21 protein-coding genes are annotated in these 23,568 nt (G+C 64.7%); 8 read left to right on the top strand and 13 right to left on the bottom strand.

Annotated elements, in window-relative coordinates:
- Window positions 1–48: 48 nt before the first annotated feature.
- Both YP76_RS26635 and YP76_RS12385 read right to left on the bottom strand, forming a co-directional pair.
- Window positions 49–699 (bottom strand): glutathione S-transferase family protein, encoded by a 651-nt coding sequence (locus tag YP76_RS26635; protein ID WP_052757399.1) that lies wholly within the window; start codon window positions 697–699, stop codon window positions 49–51.
- The gene (locus YP76_RS12385) at window positions 696–1,598 is read right to left on the bottom strand and encodes an SDR family NAD(P)-dependent oxidoreductase (protein ID WP_046763893.1); all 903 of its coding nucleotides are present in this window, start codon (window positions 1,596–1,598) and stop codon (window positions 696–698) included. Before YP76_RS12385 ends, YP76_RS26635 begins: the two co-directional genes overlap by 4 nt.
- Before the next feature lie 248 nt (window positions 1,599–1,846).
- On the opposite strand from YP76_RS12385, the gene YP76_RS12390 reads away from it, so the two are divergent.
- Window positions 1,847–2,749, top strand: a complete 903-nt coding sequence (locus tag YP76_RS12390) for a LysR family transcriptional regulator (protein ID WP_046763894.1) — start codon at window positions 1,847–1,849, stop codon at window positions 2,747–2,749.
- Window positions 2,750–2,753: 4 nt separating this feature from the next.
- On the opposite strand, the gene YP76_RS12395 is transcribed toward YP76_RS12390, so the two are convergent.
- Entirely contained in the window at window positions 2,754–3,614 is an 861-nt protein-coding gene (locus tag YP76_RS12395) for a TauD/TfdA dioxygenase family protein (RefSeq protein ID WP_046763895.1), read from the bottom strand.
- A gap of 110 nt (window positions 3,615–3,724) precedes the next feature.
- Here YP76_RS12395 and YP76_RS12400 point away from each other — a divergent pair, with 110 nt between their 5' ends.
- The gene (locus YP76_RS12400; protein ID WP_046763896.1) at window positions 3,725–4,360 is read left to right on the top strand and encodes a TetR/AcrR family transcriptional regulator; all 636 of its coding nucleotides are present in this window, start codon (window positions 3,725–3,727) and stop codon (window positions 4,358–4,360) included.
- Window positions 4,361–4,390: 30 nt separating this feature from the next.
- On the opposite strand, the gene YP76_RS12405 is transcribed toward YP76_RS12400, so the two are convergent.
- Genes YP76_RS12405 through YP76_RS12415 form a run of 3 tightly spaced genes read right to left on the bottom strand, consistent with a single transcriptional unit; the run spans window position 4,391 to window position 6,683 of the window.
- Entirely contained in the window at window positions 4,391–5,545 is a 1,155-nt protein-coding gene (locus YP76_RS12405) for a thiolase (RefSeq protein ID WP_232307530.1), read from the bottom strand.
- A gap of 2 nt (window positions 5,546–5,547) precedes the next feature.
- The gene (locus YP76_RS12410; RefSeq protein WP_046763898.1) at window positions 5,548–5,907 is read right to left on the bottom strand and encodes a Zn-ribbon domain-containing OB-fold protein; all 360 of its coding nucleotides are present in this window, start codon (window positions 5,905–5,907) and stop codon (window positions 5,548–5,550) included.
- Window positions 5,908–5,912: 5 nt separating this feature from the next.
- Window positions 5,913–6,683, bottom strand: coding sequence for an enoyl-CoA hydratase/isomerase family protein (locus YP76_RS12415; protein WP_046763899.1), 771 nt, complete (start codon window positions 6,681–6,683; stop codon window positions 5,913–5,915).
- A 165-nt stretch (window positions 6,684–6,848) separates the two neighbouring features.
- On the opposite strand from YP76_RS12415, the gene YP76_RS12420 reads away from it, so the two are divergent.
- Window positions 6,849–8,027, top strand: a complete 1,179-nt coding sequence (locus tag YP76_RS12420) for an acetyl-CoA C-acyltransferase (protein WP_046763900.1) — start codon at window positions 6,849–6,851, stop codon at window positions 8,025–8,027.
- Between the two features lie 56 nt (window positions 8,028–8,083).
- On the opposite strand, the gene YP76_RS12425 is transcribed toward YP76_RS12420, so the two are convergent.
- The 3 genes from YP76_RS12425 to YP76_RS12435 all read right to left on the bottom strand — a co-directional run bounded on the left by YP76_RS12425 (window position 8,084) and on the right by YP76_RS12435 (window position 11,216).
- Window positions 8,084–8,767, bottom strand: coding sequence for an SDR family NAD(P)-dependent oxidoreductase (locus YP76_RS12425; RefSeq protein WP_046763901.1), 684 nt, complete (start codon window positions 8,765–8,767; stop codon window positions 8,084–8,086).
- A gap of 62 nt (window positions 8,768–8,829) precedes the next feature.
- Window positions 8,830–9,375, bottom strand: a complete 546-nt coding sequence (locus tag YP76_RS12430; RefSeq protein ID WP_046763902.1) for a nuclear transport factor 2 family protein — start codon at window positions 9,373–9,375, stop codon at window positions 8,830–8,832.
- An 83-nt stretch (window positions 9,376–9,458) separates the two neighbouring features.
- Window positions 9,459–11,216, bottom strand: coding sequence for an N-acyl-D-amino-acid deacylase family protein (locus YP76_RS12435; protein WP_046764113.1), 1,758 nt, complete (start codon window positions 11,214–11,216; stop codon window positions 9,459–9,461).
- Window positions 11,217–11,548: 332 nt separating this feature from the next.
- On the opposite strand from YP76_RS12435, the gene YP76_RS26640 reads away from it, so the two are divergent.
- The 4 genes from YP76_RS26640 to YP76_RS12455 all read left to right on the top strand — a co-directional run bounded on the left by YP76_RS26640 (window position 11,549) and on the right by YP76_RS12455 (window position 16,450).
- Window positions 11,549–12,196: a TetR/AcrR family transcriptional regulator gene (locus YP76_RS26640; protein WP_157801289.1), complete on the top strand. Its 648-nt coding sequence runs from the start codon at window positions 11,549–11,551 to the stop codon at window positions 12,194–12,196.
- Window positions 12,197–12,360: 164 nt separating this feature from the next.
- Window positions 12,361–14,520: a TonB-dependent receptor gene (locus tag YP76_RS12445; protein WP_046763903.1), complete on the top strand. Its 2,160-nt coding sequence runs from the start codon at window positions 12,361–12,363 to the stop codon at window positions 14,518–14,520.
- Window positions 14,521–14,692: 172 nt separating this feature from the next.
- Window positions 14,693–15,958: a metal-dependent hydrolase family protein gene (locus tag YP76_RS12450; protein ID WP_046763904.1), complete on the top strand. Its 1,266-nt coding sequence runs from the start codon at window positions 14,693–14,695 to the stop codon at window positions 15,956–15,958.
- Between the two features lie 9 nt (window positions 15,959–15,967).
- Entirely contained in the window at window positions 15,968–16,450 is a 483-nt protein-coding gene (locus YP76_RS12455; protein ID WP_232307531.1) for a VOC family protein, read from the top strand.
- A gap of 55 nt (window positions 16,451–16,505) precedes the next feature.
- On the opposite strand, the gene YP76_RS12460 is transcribed toward YP76_RS12455, so the two are convergent.
- From YP76_RS12460 to YP76_RS12470, 3 genes are read right to left on the bottom strand one after another with little or no spacing between them, the layout of a single operon-like run.
- Complete coding sequence (locus YP76_RS12460; protein ID WP_046763905.1) at window positions 16,506–18,692, bottom strand: molybdopterin-containing oxidoreductase family protein; 2,187 nt, start codon at window positions 18,690–18,692, stop codon at window positions 16,506–16,508.
- An 8-nt stretch (window positions 18,693–18,700) separates the two neighbouring features.
- Window positions 18,701–19,672: a TauD/TfdA dioxygenase family protein gene (locus tag YP76_RS12465; RefSeq protein ID WP_046763906.1), complete on the bottom strand. Its 972-nt coding sequence runs from the start codon at window positions 19,670–19,672 to the stop codon at window positions 18,701–18,703.
- Window positions 19,666–21,654: an NADH:flavin oxidoreductase gene (locus tag YP76_RS12470; RefSeq protein WP_046763907.1), complete on the bottom strand. Its 1,989-nt coding sequence runs from the start codon at window positions 21,652–21,654 to the stop codon at window positions 19,666–19,668. Before YP76_RS12470 ends, YP76_RS12465 begins: the two co-directional genes overlap by 7 nt.
- 104 nt (window positions 21,655–21,758) lie before the next feature.
- On the opposite strand from YP76_RS12470, the gene YP76_RS12475 reads away from it, so the two are divergent.
- Window positions 21,759–22,658 (top strand): LysR family transcriptional regulator, encoded by a 900-nt coding sequence (locus tag YP76_RS12475; RefSeq protein ID WP_046763908.1) that lies wholly within the window; start codon window positions 21,759–21,761, stop codon window positions 22,656–22,658.
- Here YP76_RS12475 and YP76_RS26645 read toward each other — a convergent pair.
- A complete protein-coding gene (locus YP76_RS26645) occupies window positions 22,655–23,497 on the bottom strand; it encodes a LysR family transcriptional regulator (protein ID WP_052757401.1) in 843 nt (280 codons plus the stop codon). The two genes, YP76_RS12475 and YP76_RS26645, sit on opposite strands and share 4 nt — an antisense overlap.
- Between the last annotated feature and the right edge of the window lie 71 nt (window positions 23,498–23,568).

The following is a 23,568-nucleotide window of genomic DNA, read 5'->3' on the forward strand; positions in this document are numbered from 1 at the left end:
GGCGGATCGACGCGGGCTGGAACGGCCCCGCATCGATCCGCCGAACGATCATTTTCCCGCCCTCATGGCCGCGAGCGCGTCCGCCGTCTCCGTCCAGATCGCGCCCATGTCCGGATGCTGCCGCGCTTTCTCCCGATAGCCCGCCAGATTGGGGCAGTCCGCGAGAGGATCGTCGAGGCCGAAGATTTGGGCGACCACCTCGCATAGCAACAGGCTGGGCAGCAGTATGCAGTCCGCCTTGCTGATTGCGCAGCCTGCGGCGAAAGGGGCGTCTGCCGTGAACCGGTCGGTGAGTGCCAGCCCGTTGCGCCAATTGGCGATCTCGGCTGTGACGGTCGCTTCGTCGCGTGCCGCGGGATCCATCTGCTTGAACAGGCGGGACATGGCAGGCGTCGCATAGAGTTCGAGACTGCGGATGATGTTGCGCATCCCCGCCCGTTCGGCCGTGTCGGATGGCAGCAGGGATGGAGTGGGGAACCGCTCGTCCAGATAGTCGATGATGGTTTCGGACTCGGCGATCGCCAGCCCATCGTCCGTCACCAGCACAGGCAATTTCCCGATCGGATTGATCGCCAGATATTCGGGCGACCGCGTGCTGCCCCCCGGCGGTGGCTGCATGGCATAGTCCAGCCCCTTGATACGCAGCGCCAGCCGCACGCGGGCGGCGAAGGGCGAAAGGGTGATGGCATAGAGGATCATGCATCGTCTCCGTCGCGATAGAGGCGCGCCAGGGTGCCGGCGAGCGGTGTGGGTACGAAGCCGTCGCCAAAGGGCCAGTCCAGCATGCCCGCCGCCGCCATGGTGCCGCCGTCGACATGCAGCGTCATCCCCGACACGAAGGTGGACAGGTCCGAACCCAGGAACAGCACGGCATCGGCCAGCGCGTCGACCGGCGGTTGCTCGCCCCTGGGAATGTACATTTCAAGGCCCTTGCCCTGGGCATGGGCAGGCAGTTTCGCAAAGCCCTCCGCAAAGGAGGGCGGCATGGCCGCCACATTGCCCCGGCTCAATGTCGTGTCGGGCGCGATGCAACTGACGCGAATCCTGTCCTTGCCCAGTTCCACGGCCATCGAGCGGGTAAAGTTGGTCGTCGCCGCCTTGGCGCCTGCATAGACGGAGAAGCTGGCGGCGCCGCGATGCGCCTCTATGGTGGTGAAATTGATGATGCTGCCACCCTGGCCCGATCGCTTGATCAGCGGCACGGCGCGCTGCACCGATTGGACGACATAGCCATAGTTGCGGTGAATATCGCGCGCGATGTCGGCCCGGCTGGCCTCGGACAGCAATTGCCGCTTCGTTCCGCCTGCCACGTTCACCACTATGTCAAGGCGCGGGCAGGTGCGTTCGACCATGTCGTAAAAGGCGTCGAGCGCGGCTTCATCCGTGGCGTCGGCGGTCATGGCCGCGACCTTGCCGCCCCTGGATTTGATCGCGCTCTCCGTCTCGGTCAGCGCCGCCGCATCGATGTCGCAGATCGCCAGCTCGACCCCGGCGCCTGCCAGCGCCAGCGATATGCCCGCACCGATGCCGCCGCCCCCACCGATAACGGCCGCCACCTTCCCCGCCAGATTGGCGCGTTCGTCCAGAAAACCGCTCATCCAAGGCTCCTCTCTCCGCCCTGTTGTCGCAGGGTTGCATGCAAAGCGGCAAGAAGATCGCGGAAGGCATCAAGAGGCCGATGAGAAGGGCAGGGTGACTGTGCCGCGGGGCATTCCGATGTAGGATGCACGGCTCGACCCACCCGGAACCTCGAAGTCTTGTCAAACGCAATCCCGATGGCCGCTCCCTTGCATTGCCGCGCCCCGGGCCGGCCCAGACCCGTCATCGCACGCAGCAGGAGCAGCAGATGGACCGGCTGACGGCGATGGAAGCCTTTGTGGCGGTGGCCGAGGCGGGCTCCTTCACGCGTGCCGCGCTGCGCCTCAATATCTCGACGCCCATGGTGACCCTGCATGTCAGGCGGCTGGAGGAGCATCTGGGCGTGCGGCTGTTCAACCGCTCGACGCGCCGCGTCGACCTGACCGCCGAAGGGGGTCATTATCTGACCTATGCGCAGGCTGCGCTGGACGCCGTGGCCACCGCCGACATGGCGGTGCGGCCGGGGGCGGGCATAGCGGGGCGCGTGCGGCTGGACGCACCGGCCTCCATGGGACAGGCGTTCATCATGCCCGCTTTGGCGGAATTCCAGCAACGCCACCCGCGGCTCATTCTTGACCTGACCCTGGGCGATCGCGGAACGTTCTTCCGCGTCGACGGCTTCGATCTGGTCATCCGGGCGGGCGAGGCACCACCGACGGGATGGAAGACCGTGACGCTTGGCACGACCCGGCTGATCTGCCTGGCATCCCCCGATTATATCGCCCAGCATGGCCAACCGGCGGAAGCGGACGATCTGGCCCAGCATCGCGCCATCCTCTATGCCAGCGTGGAGACGCCGGGCGGCAATCCGCTGCAACTGCGGCAAGGCGATCGCGCCGTCCGCGTGCGGCCGCCCACCGCCTTCACCTTCAACGACGGCGCAGCGATATTGTCCGCGACGCTGGCGGGGCTGGGTGTCGGCCAGACGCTGGAGATGCTGGCCCGCGACCATATCGATGCCGGCCGCCTGATCCCTCTGCTGCCCGAAGCGAACTGGCCCCGGCTGCCCGTCGTGCTGATGGGCGCGCCGGATCGGCTCGCCCTGCCGCATGTGCAGGCTGCGCTCGCCTTCCTGACCGAGCGGATCGACTGGCACCTCGATCGCGGCTGATCCGTCAGGCCGCCAGATCGGCCCGGCCGCACAGCGCGGGCGTGCCCTTGGTGCTGATCCGGTAGAGCAGGCGGCGCTTGCCGGGTTCGTCGGAATAGTCGATCGGCGTGGCGCTGTGCAGAACCTGGAAATTGTCCCACAGGAAGATGTCGCCGGTCTCGACCTTGTAGCGCGTGACGAATTCGGGCTGGGTGCAATGGGCGCGCAATTGGTTGATCAGCGCGCGTCCCTCATCGACGTCCAGTCCTTCCGCACCGAAGGCCGATCCGGACAGATAGAGCGCCTTTCGGCCTGTGACCGGATGACGCATCACCAGCGGATGCGAAACAATGCCGTGCCGCGCCGTATTTTCTGGAATGAAGGGGATTTTCTCGCCCGGCAGGGCTGGCGATCCGCCCAGGCAATGCAGTCCGGTGAGGCCGTCGATCCTGGCCTTCATGCCGTCATCCAGCGCGTCATAGGCCAGGGCGGTGCTGGCGATCAGCGTTTCACCCCCTTCATCGGGGGTTTCCGCGCCGTATAGCATGGTCACGCTGGCGGGCACCGCTTCATAGCTGCTGTCCTGATGCCAGAATTTGGCGCCGTCGCGATAGCGATCGGGCGTGGCGGCGGCATTGGTGATCCGGATCATCTCCGGAAAATCATCCTTCCTGTGCGACGGCAGGTGGAACATCAGCGGGTCGCCCCATTGATGGCCAAAGGCGACATAGTCCGCATCGGTCAGCCGTTGGCCGCGTATCGCCAATATTTGATGTTCGTGAAGGGCGGCGATCAATGCGCGCAAGCTGTCGTCACTCTGCGGGAGGGAAAGGTCGATATCTTCGACGATGGCTCCGAAGGGGCCGGGCATGGCGCTGACGATCATGGGGGAATCCTCTCAATTTCTTGGGAGGCATCATAGGCTCCGACAGAAATAAAGCAAATGCTTTAATTTGAGGTCTGGCCATCCTTTGCGGGCCAGCTACAAGCATCGTCATGGCCTCCACTTCCCGCAGCGAAACCACCCGCCGGCAGCTTTGCCTCGCGGCAGAGACATTGGTGGCGCAATCGGGGATCGGCGTGGCGACGCTGCGTGCCGTCGCGATTGCCGCCGGGCAGAAGAACACTGCCGCCGTCAGCTATCATTTCGGCAGCGTGGAGGAGTTGCTGCGCGCCGTCATCGACATGCGGCTTCGCGATACGGAGGCGGAGCGCGCGCGGATGATCCGGGAAAGCGGACCCTCGCTGGAGGATGCGGACGCCTTCACCGCCTGGCGCTGCATGATGCGGCCCTATTTCCTCCTCGACGATGAACAGACGCCGCACGCCCATATCCGGTTCATGATGCATATGAGCGCGGCGGGTTTGCTCAGCGATCCGTTCGATGCGCGCATCCCCCGGCCCGGCGCGCCCAGCATCGCGGCCCTGCTGGAACGGCTGCACGCTGCGCTGGCCTGGCTACCGCCGCAACTGGGCCGCGCGCGCATAGCGCTGGCGGGGGCGATGATGTGGAATGCGGTGGCGCTGTTCGACAAGCATGGCTTTGGCGAGGAGCAGCCCGCGCTGGAGATGGAGACGCTGCTCACCGATGTCGAGAAACTGGTGCGGCTCGTGTTGAGCGCGCCCGCCTGAGGGGCTGGGCGCACTCTCATTCTCCTGCATTTATAGCGTTTCGGCCGTTCCCAGCACGACCGTCGCTTCGCTCGACAACACGCCGCCATTACCATGCGCGACCGCAAGGCGGGCATCCTTGACCTGTCGTTCGCCGCATTCGCCGCGAAGCTGACGCGTGGCCTCCACCAGCAGGAACAGGCCATACATGCCCGGATGCACGCAGGACAGGCCGCCGCCATTGGTGTTGAGTGCCAGCCCGCCGCCCGGCGCGACATGGCCGCCCGAGACGAAACGGCCGCCTTCGCCCTTGGGGCAGAAGCCCAGATCCTCCAGGAACAGGATGGGCGTGATGGTGAACGCATCATAGAGCATCGCCACATCCATGTCGGCGGGCTTGAACCCGGCCTGCGCGAAGGCCTGCGGACCGGAAATCGCCGCGCCCGTCACGGTGAGGTCGGGCATGGAGCTGATTTCGCGATGGGTGACGGCATGGGCCGTGCCCAGCACATGGACCGGCGCCCTGGCGCAATCCTTCGCCCGGTCGGCGCGCACCATCACCACGGCGGCCGCGCCGTCGTTGAACAGGCAGCAATCGCGCACGGTCAGCGGATCGGACACCATCCGCGCCTTCAGCACATCCTCGATGCTCAGCGGATCGCGCACTGCTGCTTCGGGGTTGAGCTGCGCCCATTGCCGCGCGGCGACCGCCACTTCGGCCAGTTGCTCGCGGGTGGTGCCGTAGAGATGCATGTGCCGGCTCGCCGCCAGCGCATAGGAGGAGAGGGGAGCGAGCGGCTTGTACGGCGCTTCCCACGGGCTCTGGCGCGTCATGCCGACGCCGGGCGGCGGGTTGCTCGCCGGGTTGGAGCCATAGGCGATCAGCGCGCAGTCGATCAGCCCGGCCTCCAGCGCCAGCGCCGCCTGCTGCACATAGACTTCGAAGGCAGAGCCGCCCGTGCGGTTGCAGTCCGTCACCCTGGGCGTGATGCCCAGATATTCGGCCAGTTCCATGCCGCCCAGCGCCTCATAGGGCGCGGAGGTGTAGAGCGCATCCACTTCCGACAGGGCAATGCCGGCATCGGCCAGCTCCAGCAGCGCGGCCTTCGCCGCCATGTCCACGGCGGACAGGCCGGGGCATTGGCCGATGCCATAGGTGGAAGCGCCCGCGATCACGGTCCGGCCGCGCGGGAAACCGTTCGTCATGCTCATGCGGGCACGAAGACGAGCAAAGGCTTGTCCCCCTCTTGAACGATGCTGGCCTTGACCGCCATGCCGATATGGATGTCGTCGACCGGAACGCCGTCGACGCGGCTCATGAGGCGCGGTCCTTCGGCCAGATCGACCAGAACCACATTATAGCTGTCGGCCGGGTCCTTCTTGCGCACGATGGTGACGGCATGCACCGTGGCCGCGCCGGATGCGCTCACCCATTCCAGATCCTCCGCGCCCGTGCCCGGCTCCATGACGCGGGGGTAGAAGACATGGCCGCCGGTCGACCGGCTGCGCTGGATCATGAAACGCCCCTCGGCCAGGTGCGCGCGCCATTCCGCTTCGGGCTGGAGCATCTGGGTCACTCGCCCTTGAACAGCGGCTTGCGCTTTTCGCGGAAGGCGGTCAGCCCTTCCTCATGGTCTTCGGTGCGGCTCATCAGGGGCTGGATCGCGGCCTCCAGCTCCAGATATTGCTCGAACCCGTTGTTCCAGCTCAGTTCGAACTGGCGCTTGGCCATGCCCATGGCGATGGTGGGGCCGGATGCGAAGCTCTCCGCCAGTTCCATCGCCCGGTCCATCAGCGACTCCTGGGCGACCTTCTCATAGGCGATGCCCATCGCCACGGCTTCGTCGGCACGGACGATCCGGCCCGAATAGACCAGTTCCTTGGCCTTCTGCACGCCCAGCAATTGGCGCAGGTGCCAGACAAGACCGCCATCGGGCGCCAACGCGATGTTGCGGAATATCGCGGCGAAGCGGGCCTGTTCGCCAGCCAGCACGATGTCGCAGGCCAGCGCGTAGGAGAAGCCGACGCCCACGCATATGCCCGGCACCGCCGCGATCGTGGGCTTCTTGAGCGAATAAATGGCCTTGGCGATGCGATTGAGCGTGTACATCCGATCCATCGACCCGGTGACGCCGCCCTTGCCCATGCCGGTCACGTCCATGCCCGAGCAGAAGTCGCCGCCCGCTCCGGTCAGGACCACGGCGCGGACATCATGGTCCATCGCAATATCCTCGAACGCGCCGTAGAGCTGGCCGCGCATGTCCTGCGTGATCGCGTTCTTGGTTTGCGGGCGATCAAGCGTCACGATCGCGACCGGACCTTGCTTTTCGACGGTAATGGTCATTGGAAGCTCCCTGCTTCGGATTCCTCTCCGCTTTGTGGATCGACGGGGCCGGGGTCAAGAATGGCGGGCGGCTTCATCAAAGACGTGATGAGGCAGGCCGCTTTATGGCAAGGGCCGCCGCCAGCCCCTATTTGCAAGGCAGCTTCTGATAGGAGATTTCTGGGCATGAAGGACGCGGCCATCGTCGCCACCGCGCGCACGCCGATCGGCAAGGCGCATCGGGGCGCGCTCAACAACATCCATGGCGCGACGCTGGCGGCGCACTCGATCCGCGCAGCCGTCGAGCGCGCCGGCATCGATCCGGCGGAGATCGAGGATGTTCTGCTGGGGTCGGCGCGGTGCGAAGGGGCGGTCGGGTCCAACATCGCGCGCCAGGCGGCGCTGCGCGCGGGCCTGCCGATCAGCGTCTGCGGCATGACGCTCGACCGCAAATGTTCCTCCGGCCTTCAGACCATCGCCATCGCGGCCCAGCGCATCCGCAGCGGTGAAGGGGGCATCCATGTGGCAGGCGGCGTGGAAACCGTCAGCCTTGTGGACCCGCATCGCAACAGCTTCCGCACCAAGGACGAATGGCTGCTGGAACATAAGCCCGAAATCTACATGGCGATGAACCTGACGGGCGACAATGTCGCGCGCCGCTATGGCATCAGCCGGGAGGCGCAGGACCGGTTTTCGGTGACGAGCCAGTCGCGCACTGCGACCGCGCAGGAAAAGGGCTGGTTCGACGATGAGATCGTGCCGATCACCACGGTCAGGAATGTCGTGGACAAGGCGCTGGCCGTCACCGGTCAGGAAGAGGTCACGCTGACGAAGGACGAATGCAACCGGCCCGGCACCGGCATGGAGGGGTTGGCCCGGTTGAAGCCGCTGTTCGAGGGCGGGTCCGTGACGGCGGGCAATTGCAGCCAGTTGTCGGACGGGTCGAGCGCCTGCGTCATCATGGACGCGGATGAAGCGGCGCGGCGCGGCCTGCCGATCCTGGGCCTCTACAAGGGGATGCAGGTGGCCGGATGCGAACCCGACGAAATGGGCATCGGACCGGTCTTTGCTGTTCCCCGGCTGCTGGAACGACTGGGGCTTTCCGTGTCGGACGTCGACCTGTGGGAATTGAACGAGGCCTATGCCAGCCAGGCGCTCTATTGCATCGACCGGCTGGGGATCGATCCTGAACGGGTCAATGTGGACGGCGGCGCCATTTCCATCGGCCACCCCTTCGGCATGACGGGATCGCGCATGACGGGCCATGCGCTGCTGGCCGGAAAGCGGCTGGGCGCGAAGAATGCCGTCGTCACCATGTGCATCGGCGGCGGCATGGGCGCGGCGGCGCTGTTCGAAATCGTCTGATGGACAAGCGGGCCATCAAGCCCGCTTGTCGCTTTCTTCAGTGTGTGTGGGAAGCTTCAACCGCCCTTCGACACCGGGATCAGCGCTCCGCTGATCGCCCGCGCCGCTGGAGAGGCCAGGAACCGGATCACATCGGCGATCGCGGCGGGCTGAACCCACTGGCTGAAATCCGCATCGGGCATGTCGGCGCGATTGGTCGGCGTGTCGATGATGCTGGGCAGGACCGCGTTCACGGTGATGTCCTTGCCCGCCAGTTCGGCGGCGAGGCTCTCGGTCAGCTTGTGCACCGCCATTTTCGACGCGGCGTACCCCCCCATGCCCGCAGCCGCGACCACGGCGCCGCCCGCGCCGATATTGACGATGCGCCCCTGCGCCGCCTTTTCCAGTTCCGGCAGGGCCGCCTTCGTCATGTTGACGCAGGTGGTGGCGTTCATCGCGAACATGCGGTTCCACGTCGCGCTGCCGCCATCGGCCAGCGTTTCCCAGACAAAGCCGCCCGCGACATTGACCAGCACATCGATCGAGCCGAGCGCGCTCACAATGTCGGCGACCAGTTTCTGCGTCGCCGCGAAATCGGTGAGGTCGACGCCGCCGAAGTCCTGGCAGCCAGCGGGCGTTTCGGCCGGGGCGGGCGCGTAATCGATGCGCGCCACTCGGTCACCCGCAGCGGCGAAGCCGGCGGCGACGGCGCTGCCCAAGATTCCGAAAGCCCCGGTGACGACGACGGTCCGTGCGGTCATGCAATATCCTCTAGTCAGATGTGAAGGTCGGTTGGTTATATGTTTTGCCGAGGATCGGCAAATCAGCCCTGCGCTTTTCTGACCAGCGGCCTCGCATAGGATATGTCGCCCTTGTCGCGCCGGTTGGGTCCGGTGCTGAAGATACGGGCCTTCCATTCCTCCGGAATTTCCGCCGCCGTCAGCGTCGCCGTCATTTCATTGACGCAGACCCGATCGGCGATACGCCATTCGCCGTCGCGCTTTTCGAACCGGTCGACATAGCGGCCGAAGCTGAGCTGTGGCGGCGCGTCCTTATTCTCGCCCCAGAAGGTGTAATAGGTTTCGCCATGCGCGGTATCGCCGTCGATCTCGACTGTGTGGTTGCTGATCGCGTGATGATGCTTGGTCTGGAACTCCCCGTGCCAGCCGATCGCCCAGTCGACGAAATCGGCGGCATAGCCTTCGGCCACGCCATGATCGTCGAAAGCGTCGGGCCAATAGGCGGAAAGCATCAGTTCGCGGTCGTGCCGGTCGACACCGCGCGTATAGCGCAGCAGGCAGTCCTGGATGGCGGTACGGTCCTTCATCTCCTGGACGAAGGCGATGAGGTCGGGCGTGAGTTCGGTCATGGCAATCCCCTCTGCGCTATCGGTGCATGATCGGTGCATGGGGGCGGACGAGACGGTCGATCCGCTTCGCCCGCCTCCATCCGTCAGGCCGGTTCGAGGCTCTTTTCGGGCGCGATCTTCGGCGCTTCCTGGCCGCCGCGTACAAGGCGGCCGGGCAGGGCACCGGTGGAGCGGCCGTTGCGATAGGTGACCACGCCGCTCACGACCGTCGCGTCATAGCCGTCCGCGCGCTGTTGCAGGCGGCGCCCGCCCGTGGGCAGATTGTAAACGACATGCGGGGCGTAGAGATGCAGCCTTTCCATGTCGATGACGTTGAGGTCCGCCTTGTACCCCGGCTTGATCAGGCCGCGGTCGTCCAGGCCGACCGCATGGGCCGGTTCATAGGTCAGCTTGCGCACGGCATAGGGCAGGTCGATCTTCTTGTCGCCCTTGGCGTCGCGCACCCAATAGGTCAGGAAATAGGTGGTGTAGGCCGCGTCGCAGATCATGCTGTAATGGGCGCCGCCATCCCCCAGTGCGGGGAAGGTGCGGTCATTCTTCACCAGATTGCGGCCGGAGCTTTCGAACTTCTCGCCTTCCGAATTGCCCAGCGGGCGATAGAGCACTTCCCGACCGTCGCGTTGGAGCAGCGCGTCGTAGATCAGTTCCTTGGGATCGACGCCCATGGCGCGGGCGCGGGCGCCGATGCTCTCGTCGCTGCGCGGATTGTAGTTCGGCGGATTGCCGAGCACGAACATGGCGTCGAGGTCGGAGATGACATAGACGAAGAAGGCCTGCGGATCGGTCGGTTCTTCGGCGATCAGCTGCTTGCGGAACGCGGGATCGCGCATCCGCTCCACCTTCTCTTCCAGCGGCAAATGCTCGATCTGCCGGAAGCTGGGATTGAAGGAGAAGGGGTGCATCGACAGTTCGAGGCCCAGCAGCGCGCCGGTGGGACGTGGTATGATCTGGCCGCGCACTTCCAGGCCCTGATTCTTGGAGGCTTCCAGGCGTGCGACCATCTCCTGCCAGTCGCCCTCGCCCTTGGGTGTCTGCATGAAGGTGAAGGAAACCGGACGGCCCGACGTCCGCGCGATGTCGTCCAGCAGGTCCATGCGCTCGCCCGCTGTCACGTCATAGCTGGGCACCATCTGGAACACGCCCTTGCCGGCATCGCGCAGACCCTCGGCGAGCGCCAGCACTTCCTGGTCCTCGCTCTTGACCGAGGGGGCGGGGCGGCCATCGCGGAACTGGTGCGCATAGCTGCGCGAGGTGGTGACGCCCAACGCGCCTGCCTGGATCGCCTCTGCGGTGAGGCGGCGCATTTCCGCCAGATCTTCTTGCGTCGGCGGTTCCAGATTGGCGCCGCGTTCGCCCATCACATAGACGCGCAGCGGACTGTGCGGCAGCTGCGCGGCGAAATCGATGTCGCTTTCGCGCTGTTCCAGAGCATCCAGATATTCGGGGAAGCTTTCCCAGTTGAACGGCACGCCTTCGGCCATCACGACCTCGGGAATATCCTCGACGCCTTCCATCAGCTTGATCATCAGCTTGCGGTGCTCAGGGCGGGAGGGCGCGAAGCCGACGCCGCAATTGCCCATGACCACCGTCGTCACGCCATGGTCGGAGGAGGGGGCCAGCCTGTTTTCCCAGGTGATCTGCCCGTCATAATGGGTATGCACGTCGACGAAGCCCGGCGTCACGATGCGATCCGCCGCGTCGATCTCTTCCTTCGCGCTGCCCTGCACGTCGCCGACCGCGGCGATCACGCCGTCCTTGATGGCGACATCGGCAACGAACGGCTCTCCGCCGCTGCCGTCCAATATCTTTCCTCCCCGGATGATGAGATCATAATCGGGCATAGCGCGTCCTCTCCACTTGGCCTTGGGCCGGTGCGTCTGATTGAGCAGTTCGATCGCAACGCCGGCATTGGGCGGCCATTGCATCCTGTCACCCGCCGGAAGGTGACTCATGGCGAACCGCGTGCCAAGCGCCCTTCGCGCTCATCATCCGACATTTCAGATAAGCGATGCTTATCCTGCCGGGACCAGGGAGGCGGCAGCTTTTCAGTGTGCCGCTTCAGCATCATCGAGGGCACAGAGGCGAGTGCCGTGCCGGTGGTGCGTCCGGCGGAAATGGTGCCCGGAACCCACGCCCCCTTGGTTTGGACGCCGCATCGGGTTATCCGCACGGAATGAGCAGCGAAACCGTGACAGCAGGACCACAGGCAGGCAAACGCTGGCAGGGGGGGCGGCTGCCGCGTGCCGAGGTGGACCGGCGCATCGACCGCCTGCTTGACATCGCGCTGGAGGAGTTCGCGCTGACCGGGTTCGGGGGCACCAGCCTCGACCGGATGGTCGAGCGTTCGGGTGTCAGCAAGACCACCATTTACCGCCGTTTCGGCAGCAAGGAGGGGCTGTTCACCGCGCTCATCCATCGCAGCATGGAGGCGGTGCGTTCCGGCCTGTGGGCGGTGGAACTCGACCTGGAGGACCCGCTGGGTACGATCGAGCGGTTCGTCGCGACCTATACCGATGTGGCTGTCTGCCATCCGCTGGGACGAACTTTGCTCCAGATCGCCGTGGCCGAAGGGCGCGACTTCCCCCATCTGGGCGCGAAGCTGCTGGCCAATGCCTATGAGGGTTTCCGGCCGATCAGCGATTATTTCGAGCGGTTGATGGCAAAGGGTATATTGCGTCCGGGCGATCCGCAGGACGCCGCCTTCGACCTGCAGGGGCTTATCACGCAAGGCTTTCGCGTGATGGTGGATGATATTGCCTTTGTCCATCGCCCGGGGCGTTCGCGGGAGATTGCCGAACGGTTCCTGCGCGGCTGGTCCTGACACGGCCCGGCGTCCTTATGCGGCGCGGATAGATCATACCCGTGATGCATGGCGATCATTGCTGATTTCTACATGCAAAATCCTCTCTCCGCGGCAATAGCGAGGGCCATGACCTGAGGGTCGTTTTGGCCGTCGCGCCGACAATCCAGATGAGAGGGGAGCTCATGACCAGATTCAGCCTTGCCCTGCAATTGCTCGGCACTGCCGCCGCCGTCGGCTGTGCCGGCGCGGCGATCGCGCAGACCGGCGCTGCGGCGCAGATGACGCAGCCCTCCGACGACATCATCGTCACCGCACAGCGCCGCTCGGAACGGTTGCAGGATGTTCCCGTCTCCGTCACGGCGCAGAGCGCGGAACAGTTGCAAAGCGCCAACATCAGCAACGCCCGCGATCTGACGCTGGTCACGCCCGGCCTGCGCGTCGAGGCGAACGGCATCAATGCGCAGCCCGCGCTGCGCGGCGTTTCGTCCACCCTGGGGTCGTCCAACGCGGAAAACAACGTCGCCACCTATGTGGACGGCATCTATCAGCCCAACATCACCGGCGCCTTCTTCTCCTTGCCGGATGTCGAGAATGTCCAGGTACTGAAGGGGCCTCAGGGTTCCCTGTACGGCCGCAACGCGACCGGCGGCGTCATCCTCATCAACAGCAAGTCGCCCTCCTTCACGCCCCAGATGGACCTGGGATTGTCCTGGGCGCATTATGGCCGCGGCAGCGAAGGCGAACTCAATGCCCAGGCATTCGTGACCGGCCCCATCATAGGCGATGTGCTGGCCGCCAGCCTGACGCTGAGCAGCCGGGAACTGGGCAGCTATGTGCGTAACATCGCGACGGGCCGGAACACGCCGGACAACCACAATCGCTTCCTGCGCGCCAAGCTGCTGTTCCAGCCAACCGACCGGATCCGCCTGGAAGGCGCGTTCAGCTATAATCGCGAGAAGAACGCCATCGACCTGGCCTACACCAACTTCAGGGGCGCGAACGCGCTCGCCGGGCTGCCCGGCGTCGTCATCGCCAACCGGCCGTGGCAGACCTCGTCGGATATCGACAGCTATATCGATATCGACATGAAGACCTATTCCTTGAAGGCGGACTTCGAAACGGAATTGGGCACCTTCACCAGCATGACCGGCTATATCGACTATAGCACGCCCATCATGCAGGAGGCCGACTACAGCAATTTCGCGGGTGGCGTGTACGATATATTCAGCTTCTCCAAGTCCTTCTCGCAGGATGTCTATTTCACGTCCCATCCCATCGGTCCGGTTTCCTTCATCGCGGGCCTGAACTATTATCGCCGCAAGGTGGGCGACGACCCCGCGTTCATCAACATCCCGGCCTTCGGCTATATCGACAATATCTACAACCACAGCGTCAACAAGTCGCTGTCGGCCTTCTTCGAGGTGACCTGGAAGGTGACCGACCGGCTGAAGGTCATCGGCGGCGGCCGCTATACCAGGGACAAGAATAACGGCTTCGCCAACGGCTTCAACGACGTCACGCCTGAAGCCTTTCTGGGCGAGGTCAAATCGAAGAAGTTCACGCCGCGCGCCGCGATCATGTTCGACCTGACGGACAGCCTGAACCTCTATTATAATTACGCGCAGGGGTTCAAGGCGGGCCTGTTCAACACCATCGCCCGCCAAGCGACACCCGTTCGTCCCGAACTGCTGAAATCGCATGAGGTCGGCGCGAAATTCAAGTCGGGCGCCATGGCGCTCAATGTCGCGGGCTTCCATTATGACTATAAGAACCTGCAGGCGACGACCACCGTGGGCGGGGTCAGCACCTTGCAGAATGCCGGATCGGCCGAGATTTACGGCGTCGACGCCGACGCCAGCCTGCGCGCGAGCGACGATCTGACGCTGACCTTGGGCGCCGCCTGGCTGCATGCCCGATATGACAGCTTCCCCAATGCCAGCCTGGTGGAGATGGTCACGGATCGCGATTTCGACGGCACGCTGGACGGGCGGGCCGACATCAGCGGCCAGCGGATGATCCGCGCGCCCAAATTCACGCTGAACGGCTTGGTCGATTATCATCATGATTTCGACGCCGGGCGGCTCGCCCTGTCGGTGAACGGTTATTATTCGACCAAGGTGCGCATGGCGCTGGAAAGCCGGGTGTCGCAGAAGGACTATTTCATCGGCAATGCGCGTCTGGCGTTCACGCCGGCGGATACCGGTCTTACCCTGTCGCTGTTCACCCGCAACTTCACCAACGCGAAGGTGATCGGATCGACCTTCGTCAATCCAAGCGCGGATGCGATCATCTATTCGCCGCCGCGCCAGATCGGCATCGGTCTGAACTATTCCTTCCGATGATGGGGTAATATCAAGGTCCGACGAGCTTGACTCATCGGACCTTGGTAAAGCCTGCGCGGCGCTTGAGTGTTTCCAAGTCGTGATGCGTCAGCATCTCAGCGACTTGGTATAAGCTTCGCCGTGAGACCGCGCGAAGCACCGGTTACGGCACGAGGCGAGAAGGGAACGGCATATGGCGACGGGCGAACGCACGCTTTTCCACGGTGGCAAGCTTTGGGACGGACGTGCTGAATCGGCGATCGATGCCGATCTTCTGGTGGAGGACGGCGTCATCCGCCAGATCGCGCCCGGTGGCCTGGACGCGGCCGGGGAAGCGCTGAAAATCGATGCCGGCGGGTGTACCATCATCCCCGGCATGGTGGAGGCGCACGGCCATCTCAGCTTTCCCATCGTCACCTACGCCTATCATATAGAGGACACGCCTCCCGAGGAGACGGTCCTTATCACGATGCACAATGCGAAGCGGCTGATCGATGCCGGCTTCACGGGCGTCATAGGAGCCGGATCGCCCAGGATACGGTCCGAAATCGTGATAAGGAACGAGATCGATGCTGGGTTGATTCCCGGGCCTCGCCTCATGGCCTCCACGCCCACCCTGACCGCGACGGGCGGTCTCAACGATACCGGGCAATTGCATCAGCAACGGCTCGCCGCCGCGCTGGTGTGCGATGGGCCGGACGAAATCCGCAAGGCGATCCGCCTCTGTTATCGTGAGGGCGTGGATGTCGTGAAGCTCAACATCTCGGGCGACGATTTCTTCCCGCGCCCGGGCGGCCGGGTAACGACCATGGCGGAGGATGAGGTGGCGATGGCCTGCGCCACGGCGAACGAGCTGGGGCTTCTTGTCGCTGCTCATGCGCGGTCGGCGGAATCCGTGAAGCGGGCGGTGCGCTGCGGCGTTACCATCATCCACCATGCCGACTTCTGCGACGAGGAAGCGCTGGACATGCTGGAAGCGGCGAAGGACCGCATATTCGTGACGCCCAGCATCGGCTATTATCATGGGCTGGTCCACTATAGCGGCATGCCGGACGACATGCTGGCCGGAATGAAGGTGCGCGAGGGGATGGATGCCAATATCGCCACCCACAAGGCGCTGCGCAAACGCGGCGTGCGCATGCTGATCGGCGGCGATTATGGCCTGCCCTTCATGCCCAACGGGCTCAATGCCCAGGATGTCGCGCATCTGGTCAACTATATCGGCCTGACGCCGGTGGAAGCGTTGCGCGCGGCGACATGGCATGGCGGCCTCGCCATGGGAAAGGGGGCAGGGCTTTTGGTGGAAGGCGCTCCGGCCGACCTGCTGCTGTGCGACGGCGATCCGATGCAGGATGGCTCGGTCGTGGCCGATGCGGCGAAGCTGCGCGTCATCATGAAGGGCGGTAGCCTGCACAAGGTGCCGGAGCCGGTCCGCGCGCGGTCTGTGGGCGCGGCCTGAAATCGAGACATGAACATGCCGCCCTTCACCCTTTTCCAGATGGCCTATGTGACCGATGATATCGACGCGGCTATGCGGCAGGCGATGGCGACCTTTGGCATCGCGTCCTTTCAGGTCAATCGCGACATGGCGATCCAGACGGGGCAGGGGGTCGCGACGGCTCATTTCGCGCTCTGCTTTCTGGGCGATCTGCAAATAGAGATCATCCAGCCGACCGGCGGCGCGGATTCTGTCTACCGGCAGGGGATTGGGGGAAGCAGTGGCAGCCTGAGCTTCCATCATGCCGGAATGCTCATCACGGACGAGGCGCAATGGCATGCCACCGTGGCCGCGGTCGAACGGTCGGGTTCGCCTGTCCCCGTGCGTGGCGTTTTCGGGGACCTGATGCATTATCTGTATGTCGATCAACGGGAGCAGATCGGCCATTATCTGGAATATATGTGGCGGACGGCGGCGGGTGCGGCGATCTTCGACGCGGTCCCGCGCGCCTGATGTCATCCATGCCTCGCCGCACAGCGAGCTTGGCGATGATAGCGGGCAGTCGGGATCAGGAGATGGCGTTCGCCGGCAGGATCTGCACCGCTATGTTGCCCATGCGGGGCAGGCCGGTCACGGGGTCATAGCCATCCTCCACCGAAATCAGGCGTCCAGTGTTCGCGCCCAGATGGAGCGGGTCGTCCGATCCGGGATTGGCGCCGAAGCCATGGGCCATGGAGATGGTGCCCCGTCGCAAAGCGGACTCCGCCGCGACGATGGCCTGGATTTCGCCGTGCAGGGAACGGATCGTCACGCAATCGCCCTCTGCAATGGCCAGGCTCGCAAGATCGTCGGGATGCATATGGGCCGGGTTCACGCCGTTCCCGGCCAGCCTGCCGATCCGCCGGCCGAAGCTGTTGAGGATGGTGTTGGTGCGTCGGGGCAGCAGCCGGAAAGGGTAATCCGCCTCGATGGCGCGATTATCCTCGGCCCATAGCTGCGCCAGTTCCTCCAGCATCGGCGGGGCGGCGAGTTCGAGGCGGTCGTCATTTCCCGCGGCGCGGGGCAGCACGCGTTGGTCGCTTTCGAAGACATGGCCGTCGGGATATTGCTTCACTCGATCCAGCGGAATGCGCGAGCCCTTGCATGACAGTTCGATCAATTCGTCGGTCGTCGGTTTCCGCCCGGCGGGATCGAGCGTGAAGGTCATTGACGGAGCCTCCGCCTGCGGACCGTTGCCATAGCGGATGGTGGCGTCGATCCGCGATCCCATGCGCTGCGCCAGTCCCCAGAAGAATTCCCAATCCTCCATCACGTCGCTGCCGGTGGGCGGTTCCACCAGTGCCGGCGTGTAGGCGGCATAGGGGCTGGGGAAGCCGCGGGTCGTGCCGTAATATTTGACGCTTTCGGGCATATAGGTCGTCATCGGCGTTTCCAGCGTCAGCCGGGGCGCGATAACATAATCGGAAAGCTCGGCCGTGGCGGTCATCTCCGTATCCATGGTAACGAGCAGATCGAGCGTTTTCAGTGCGGCAAAGGCGCGCTTCTGGTCCGGCCAAGCCATCATCGGATTGCCCCCAGCCACGATCAGCGCCTTCACTTGTCCAGCGCCGGGCAGCAATATCTCGTCAGCCAGCGCGGCCGCTGACAGGCCGCTGGCGCAGCCGCCCAGCCCCCGGACGCGCAGGCGCGGTTCGAAGCCCCATGCCTGGAAGGGCGGCCAAGGCTGGGCGCGCGCCTCATAGCCGGGCAGCAGCACGTTGGGTTTGGCGAGCAGTTCGCCCGCCCGCGCCCAATGGCCGCAAATGCTGGCGAGGCAGAGGGCCAGATATTCGGTCAGCGTCGAATGGGTGGCGAAGCTGGGACCGGTGCCGCAACTCACTCCCGCATTGCCCGCGCCGGCGAAGATGCGCGCCGCCGCCAGCAGGTCGTCTTCCGCAATATCCGCCCGTCGGGCGACATATTCGGTCGTGAAAGGTTCCACCGCATCTCTCAGCGCCGCCACGCCCTGCGTATTCGCTGCAACGAAGTCGCTGTCATCGAGCCCTTCGGACAAGATGATGCGGATCATCCCGGCCAGGATGGCGGCATCCTCGCCCGGCCGTGCCTGCATATGGATATGGGCGCGCTTCGCCGTCTCCGTGACGCGGGGATCGATGACGATCAGCTTCGCCCGCGCTTTTTCCATGTCCTTGAGCACGCGGCCGGGATTTTGCCCCGGAAAGCCGGGGGATTTGCTGATCACCGGATTGATGCCGACCAGCAGCCAGGCGTCCGCCGTGTCGAAATGCGGCTGGCCCGCCTGCCACATGCCATGATGGGCCAGCGCGATCAGGATGCCGGGCTTGTCGATCGATCCTGCGGTGAAGAACATCGATGATCCGATGCCGTTCAGCCAGCCTGCCGCGATGGCGGTGGAGGCGACGAAAGGAACCAGCCCCATGCCGACATATAAGGCGACCGAGCGGGGCCCATGTTCCGCGATGATCGCCTTCAGCCTGTCGGCAACCTCATCCATGGCGCGTTCGGACGGGATCGTGCCGAAGCCGTCCGGTCCACGTTTCAGGCTGTGGAGCAGCCGTTGTTCGCCATAATGCTGTTCGGGCAGGGCGCGGCCCTTTGGGCAGCTATAGCCGCCATAGAGCGGCGCGCGCGGATTGCCGGTGACCTTGGTCGCACGGCCGTTTTCGACCGTCACCTGTATCGGGCAATAGGCCGTGCACAGGCGGCAGATGCTGGGATGGACCTGGGCGTTCATGCGCCTTTTCAGTCCACCAGCCGCTTGACCTGCCGGTCCCGGTCGAGAGCCGGGTCGAGATAGCGGCCGACTTTGTAGTCACCCGCGATCGTCGTGCGGCGGGCGGTGCGCTTGCAATCGAGCGGCACGCCATTGGCGGAATGCACGATCCGCCAATTGTCCCAGACGACCATGTCGTTTTCCCGCCATTGGTGGAAATAGGCATGGGCAGGATCGCCCAGATGCGCCGCCAGTTCGGTCAGCAGCGCGTCGCTTTCCGCTTTGTCCATATCCAGCACGTAGCGAGCATGCATGGGCGAGAGTTTCAGCACATTGCGGCCCGTTTCCCGTTGCGTGATCACCAGCGGATGGACGACCGGCGGGAAATTATAGTGCGACCCCGGCTTGACCGTCGCGCCAAAGTCGAGGCGCTCAATATCCTTGGGGAAGCCGAACTGGCCGGAGCAGAAATCGGGGTTGAATTCATAGACGACCTCCAGCCCCTCGATCCGCGCCTTCATGTCCGGCGATAGGCGGTCATAGGCCTGGATCGCGTCGATGAAGCCGGTTTCCCCCATGGCGCGGGCCGGTTCCGTCATGCGCAGCACGGCGCCGCGCACGATGGTGGGCATGAAGCTTTGATCCCAATGCCAGCCCAGCCAGCCTGCGCGGTCGATGCCGTCCACGCGATAAAAGGGGTTGGGACGGCCCGAGGGGTCCTGCGGATCATAGGCCAGCGTCATCATGAACTGATTGACGGGGTCGTTGAGATCGGCGGTGGCGGCGGGCTCCATTTCCCCGAAGATGGTGCTGAGCCGCATCTGCGCCAGGTCGTCGTTGCGCAGGTCGCGAAAGAGCAGGATGCCGGCGTCGATCCAGGCATCGTGGATCGACTTCCGCGTGGCGTCGTCGATGTCGCGGGTCAGGTCCGCGCCGACGATTTCCAGTCCGAAGGGCGCGTCGAGCGGGCGGCGTTCGATGATGGGGGCTTGGTTCAGCATGCGATCGGCTCCGGTTGCAGGATGAGGCGGCGCAGATCCTGCACCGCGCGATAGGCGTCGCGCACCGCTTCGCCGATCCGCGCGACCTGCGCGGCGTCACCGATGCGGATCATGGGGATGTCGAGACCGGCGAGCGCGTCCGGCAATTCATTGTCGGGAACCAGGCCATGGGCCAGCAGCAGGGCCGCGGCCGGTTGCTCCATCAGCGTTCCATCGCGGGAAAGCGCAACATGCTCGCCATCGACGGCGTGCAGCTTCGCGTGATCGAGGATGCGGATGGCGGGATTGGCGTGGAGCCGCTGCAACAGCGCGATACGATAGAGCACCTCGGCATTGCGGGCGAGGAATTTGGCGTCGGACCGGGTGACGAGCAGCACATGATGTCCGTTCTGGGCCAAAAACTCTGCCGTCTCCGTTCCGGTTTCGCCCCCGCCATAGATGACGATGGGCCGTTCGGGGGTGGAGGGCGGAACATCCGTTTCTCCCATCAGCACCTCATAGGCAGGCGCGGTCGGCAGATTGCCCCATTCGGCAAGGTCCAGCGGCGCCAGGCGCGATCCATTGGCGAGGATGACGACATCGGGCCGGTCGGCTTCGATGGCGTGGCGCGTCGCCTGTGTGCCGGTGCGGACCGCCACCTTGCTGCGCTCGATCCGGCCCAGCAGGAATTTATGATACCAGAACAGCTTGTCTTTTCCCGGAGGCACCGCCGAGGTGATGAGATTGCCGCCCAGACGCTCCCGCTTCTCATAGAGGGTGACGGCAAAGCCCACCTGGTCGAGCAGCAGCGCCGCAGCCATGCCCCCCGGTCCCGCGCCGACCACGACGGCCTTGCGGCCATCGGCGAAGCGGTCCAGTTCCGCTTCCGTCTCCTTGCCGCATCGGGGGTTTTCCGCGCAGGCGACCGACCGGCTCTGCGCCAGTTCGCGGATGCACCAGTTGCAGGAGGTGCAGGGGCGGATGTCGTCGGCCATGCCGCGCTGCGCCTTGATCGGCCACATCGGGTCGGCCAGCAGCGCCCGGCCCAGCGACACGATGTCGGTGTCGCCGTCGATCACCGCCTGTTCGCATTTGTCGGGCCAGCGCATCACGCCCGCGGTGATGACGGGTTTGCCGGTCGCTGCCCGGATGCGGCGGGCATAGGGGAGGCGATCGCCCTCCTCCACGGACATCGGCTCCAAGATGAGGTGCGCGCTTTCCAGAAAGCCCCAACTGATGTCGATCGCGTCCACGCCCGCCTGACACAGTCGAGGCGCGATCGTCTCGCTATCCTCTATGGTGATGCCGCCCTCGACCCCGTCGACCACGGACATGCGGTACAGGAGCGGCTTGTCCCCTATCTGGGCTTTGACAGCCTTGATGACTTCGGTGGGGAAGCGCAGCCGCCGTTCGAAATCGCCGCCCCATTCATCGGTGCGATGGTTCATCAGCGGGGACAGGAACTGCTGGATCAGATAGCCGTGCGCGCCGTGCAGCATCACTCCGTCATAGCCCGCCAGCATGGCGAGCCGCGCCGTGTTGGCGTAGCGGGCGATGATATGGCGTATCTCCGCATCCTCCAGCGGGCGGGGCATGGCGTTCATGTAGATGCTGTTCAGCGGGATCGGGCTGGAGGAGACCGGCTGGCGGCCGATCACGCTTTCCTTGGTCTGTCGGCCGGCGTGGGAAATCTGGATGACCGCCTTCGCTCCGGCGGCGTGGATGGCGGCGACCAGCCGCGCATGTCCGGCCTTGAACCGGTCATTGTCCAGGCGCAGTTGCGGGACATTGGAACTGAAGCCGGTTTCCGCGTCGACGCAGGTGAATTCCGTGATGATCAGGCCCGCGCCGCCGCGCGCGCGTTCGCGATAATAGGCGATGATCGCATCGTTCACGCCGCCGTCGGGTTCGCCCAGATGGGTCTCCATCGGCGCCATGGCGACACGGTTCTTGAGCGTCAGATTGCCGATTCGGAACGGCTCGAACAGGCGCGGATAGGCCATGCATCCTCTCAGCTTGTTTTTGGAACTTGCGCCTTTCTAGCATTGCGCTTTGGCCGGATAATCATCACAATTTGATATGCATTATACGGTGATATGAGATAGTAATGGATCGGCTGACGGGCTTTGAAGTTTTCGTGGCGATCGTGGATTCGGGCAGCTTCAACCGCGCCGCCGAGCGGCTGGCACTTTCGCCCACCATGGTTTCGACCCATCTGGCCAGGTTGGAAGATCGGCTGGGGACGCGGTTGATCCACCGGACGACCCGGCGCTTCGCCCTGACGCCCCAGGGGCATGTGTTTCTGGAAGAAGCGCGGGCCATATTGGAAGCGGTGGAGCAGGCCGAGGGCCGGATGCGCATGAGCGACATGGGGCCTTCCGGCCGCGTCGCACTGGACGCGCCGGGCGCCATTGGATTGCGTTTCGTCGTGCCGGCGCTGCCGCAACTGCGGGCTGTGCATCCCCGTATCATGCTGGACCTCAGCGTCGGGGACCGGAGCATGATGTTCCGGCCTGAGGGGTTCGACATGCTGATTCGCGTGGGCGTCCCGGCGGAAGGGAGGGGGGACGTCATCAATCTGGGCCGGACCCGGTTCGTGCAGGTCGCGTCGCCCGATTATCTGGCCCGGCGGGGCGAGCCGGCTACGCCTGACGATCTGCACGATCATGACTGCGTGCTTTATGCGACGGTCGACCGGCCGGTCGGCCAATGGCGCTTCGTACGGGGGAAGGAGCGGCGATCATTGCGTCCCGCCAGTGTCGCTACCTTCAATCATGGTGATGCCATCGCGGCGGCCGCCGTCGCCGGAGTGGGCATCGCGCAGACGCTGGAGATGCTGGTCGCGCCCGAACTGGCGTCGGGTCGTTTGCAACCAGTGCTGGCGGAGTGGAACCGGGAGAGCGTGGATGTTCAGCTTTTCATTCCGCAGGACCGGACCAAGCGTCAGGCCGTCCGCGCCGTGGCGGATTTCCTGCAAAGCCGGGTCGATTGGGCGTGTCCTTCCTAAGCGTGCCGCCGTCGCAGGGCCGCGACGATCAGGTCGATGAGCAGCAGCGCCTGGATCGATAAGGTGCGCCGGGCGAGCGAAGCGACCACCAGTTCCAACGGTTGCGCGACAGGCAGGCCGTGCACCAGCGCATATCGATCGTCCGCCAGGGCTTCGGCCGTGATCCAGATGGCGTCGCTGGCGAGCGTGACCGATCCTGCAATCTCGAAATTGTCGCAACTGATGGTGGGTTGATAGACGGGGCCGCCGCCAGTTCCCCCGATGATGGGAAAGGCGGTGATGTCCTCTTCGCTCACCGTTCGGCCGGCGAGGGGATGATCGCGGCGCACCAGCGCGCCGAGCCGGGTCTGGCCGAGGCGCCGGAAGCTGAGGTCGGGCTGGTCTTCGACCAAGACATGCGCCAGCACCGCGAAATCCAGCTCGCCCTCCCGCAGCCGTGTCAACAATTCGCCTGCATGGCCCAATGTCGTCCGCACCCGCAGCGCGGCATGATCCCGCGCCGCATGGGACAGCATGACTTCCAGCGCCAGCGCGGCGGCGAGCGGGCCGAAGCCGCAGCGCACTTCCCCCGCTCCCCGATCGGAGAGCAGGGCCATATTGCGTTCGAGCATCTCCATCTGCCGGAGCAGCGGCACCGCGTCGACCAACAGCGCTTCGCCGGCACGCGTGGGATATACGCCGTCGCGCCCGCGATCGAACAGGCGCAGGCCCAGTTCCGCCTCGGTTGCCTGGATGCTGCGCGTCAAAGCCGATTGCGTCAGGCCAAGCCGGTCCGCGGCCAAGCCAAAGTGCCGTTCCTGCCCCAAGGTGACGATATGGCGAAGTTTACGGATGTCCATGCATCATACTCATCGAAATCACACTATCAATGAATTGGATGCTTTTCCAGCGCCAGCCTAAAATGGCCGAA

The organism is Sphingobium chungbukense (genome assembly GCF_001005725.1).
GTDB lineage: Bacteria > Pseudomonadota > Alphaproteobacteria > Sphingomonadales > Sphingomonadaceae > Sphingobium > Sphingobium chungbukense.

Coding starts and splice junctions, on each gene's coding strand:
- YP76_RS12410 (WP_046763898.1), bottom strand. CDS start 5,907: ATGCTCCAGCCCGAAGCGGAATGGCGCGCGCACCTGGCCGAGGGGCGT.
- YP76_RS12415 (WP_046763899.1), bottom strand. CDS start 6,683: ATGACCATTACCGTCGAAAAGCAAGGTCCGGTCGCGATCGTGACGCTT.
- YP76_RS12460 (WP_046763905.1), bottom strand. CDS start 18,692: ATGAACGCCCAGGTCCATCCCAGCATCTGCCGCCTGTGCACGGCCTAT.
- YP76_RS12465 (WP_046763906.1), bottom strand. CDS start 19,672: ATGCTGAACCAAGCCCCCATCATCGAACGCCGCCCGCTCGACGCGCCC.
- YP76_RS12420 (WP_046763900.1), top strand. CDS start 6,849: ATGAAGGACGCGGCCATCGTCGCCACCGCGCGCACGCCGATCGGCAAG.
- YP76_RS26645 (WP_052757401.1), bottom strand. CDS start 23,497: ATGGACATCCGTAAACTTCGCCATATCGTCACCTTGGGGCAGGAACGG.
- YP76_RS12390 (WP_046763894.1), top strand. CDS start 1,847: ATGGACCGGCTGACGGCGATGGAAGCCTTTGTGGCGGTGGCCGAGGCG.
- YP76_RS12430 (WP_046763902.1), bottom strand. CDS start 9,375: ATGACCGAACTCACGCCCGACCTCATCGCCTTCGTCCAGGAGATGAAG.
- YP76_RS12455 (WP_232307531.1), top strand. CDS start 15,968: ATGAACATGCCGCCCTTCACCCTTTTCCAGATGGCCTATGTGACCGAT.
- YP76_RS26635 (WP_052757399.1), bottom strand. CDS start 699: ATGATCCTCTATGCCATCACCCTTTCGCCCTTCGCCGCCCGCGTGCGG.
- YP76_RS12425 (WP_046763901.1), bottom strand. CDS start 8,767: ATGACCGCACGGACCGTCGTCGTCACCGGGGCTTTCGGAATCTTGGGC.
- YP76_RS12470 (WP_046763907.1), bottom strand. CDS start 21,654: ATGGCCTATCCGCGCCTGTTCGAGCCGTTCCGAATCGGCAATCTGACG.
- YP76_RS12405 (WP_232307530.1), bottom strand. CDS start 5,545: ATGACGAACGGTTTCCCGCGCGGCCGGACCGTGATCGCGGGCGCTTCC.
- YP76_RS12475 (WP_046763908.1), top strand. CDS start 21,759: ATGGATCGGCTGACGGGCTTTGAAGTTTTCGTGGCGATCGTGGATTCG.
- YP76_RS12400 (WP_046763896.1), top strand. CDS start 3,725: ATGGCCTCCACTTCCCGCAGCGAAACCACCCGCCGGCAGCTTTGCCTC.
- YP76_RS12395 (WP_046763895.1), bottom strand. CDS start 3,614: ATGATCGTCAGCGCCATGCCCGGCCCCTTCGGAGCCATCGTCGAAGAT.
- YP76_RS12385 (WP_046763893.1), bottom strand. CDS start 1,598: ATGAGCGGTTTTCTGGACGAACGCGCCAATCTGGCGGGGAAGGTGGCG.
- YP76_RS12450 (WP_046763904.1), top strand. CDS start 14,693: ATGGCGACGGGCGAACGCACGCTTTTCCACGGTGGCAAGCTTTGGGAC.
- YP76_RS26640 (WP_157801289.1), top strand. CDS start 11,549: ATGAGCAGCGAAACCGTGACAGCAGGACCACAGGCAGGCAAACGCTGG.
- YP76_RS12435 (WP_046764113.1), bottom strand. CDS start 11,216: ATGCCCGATTATGATCTCATCATCCGGGGAGGAAAGATATTGGACGGC.
- YP76_RS12445 (WP_046763903.1), top strand. CDS start 12,361: ATGACCAGATTCAGCCTTGCCCTGCAATTGCTCGGCACTGCCGCCGCC.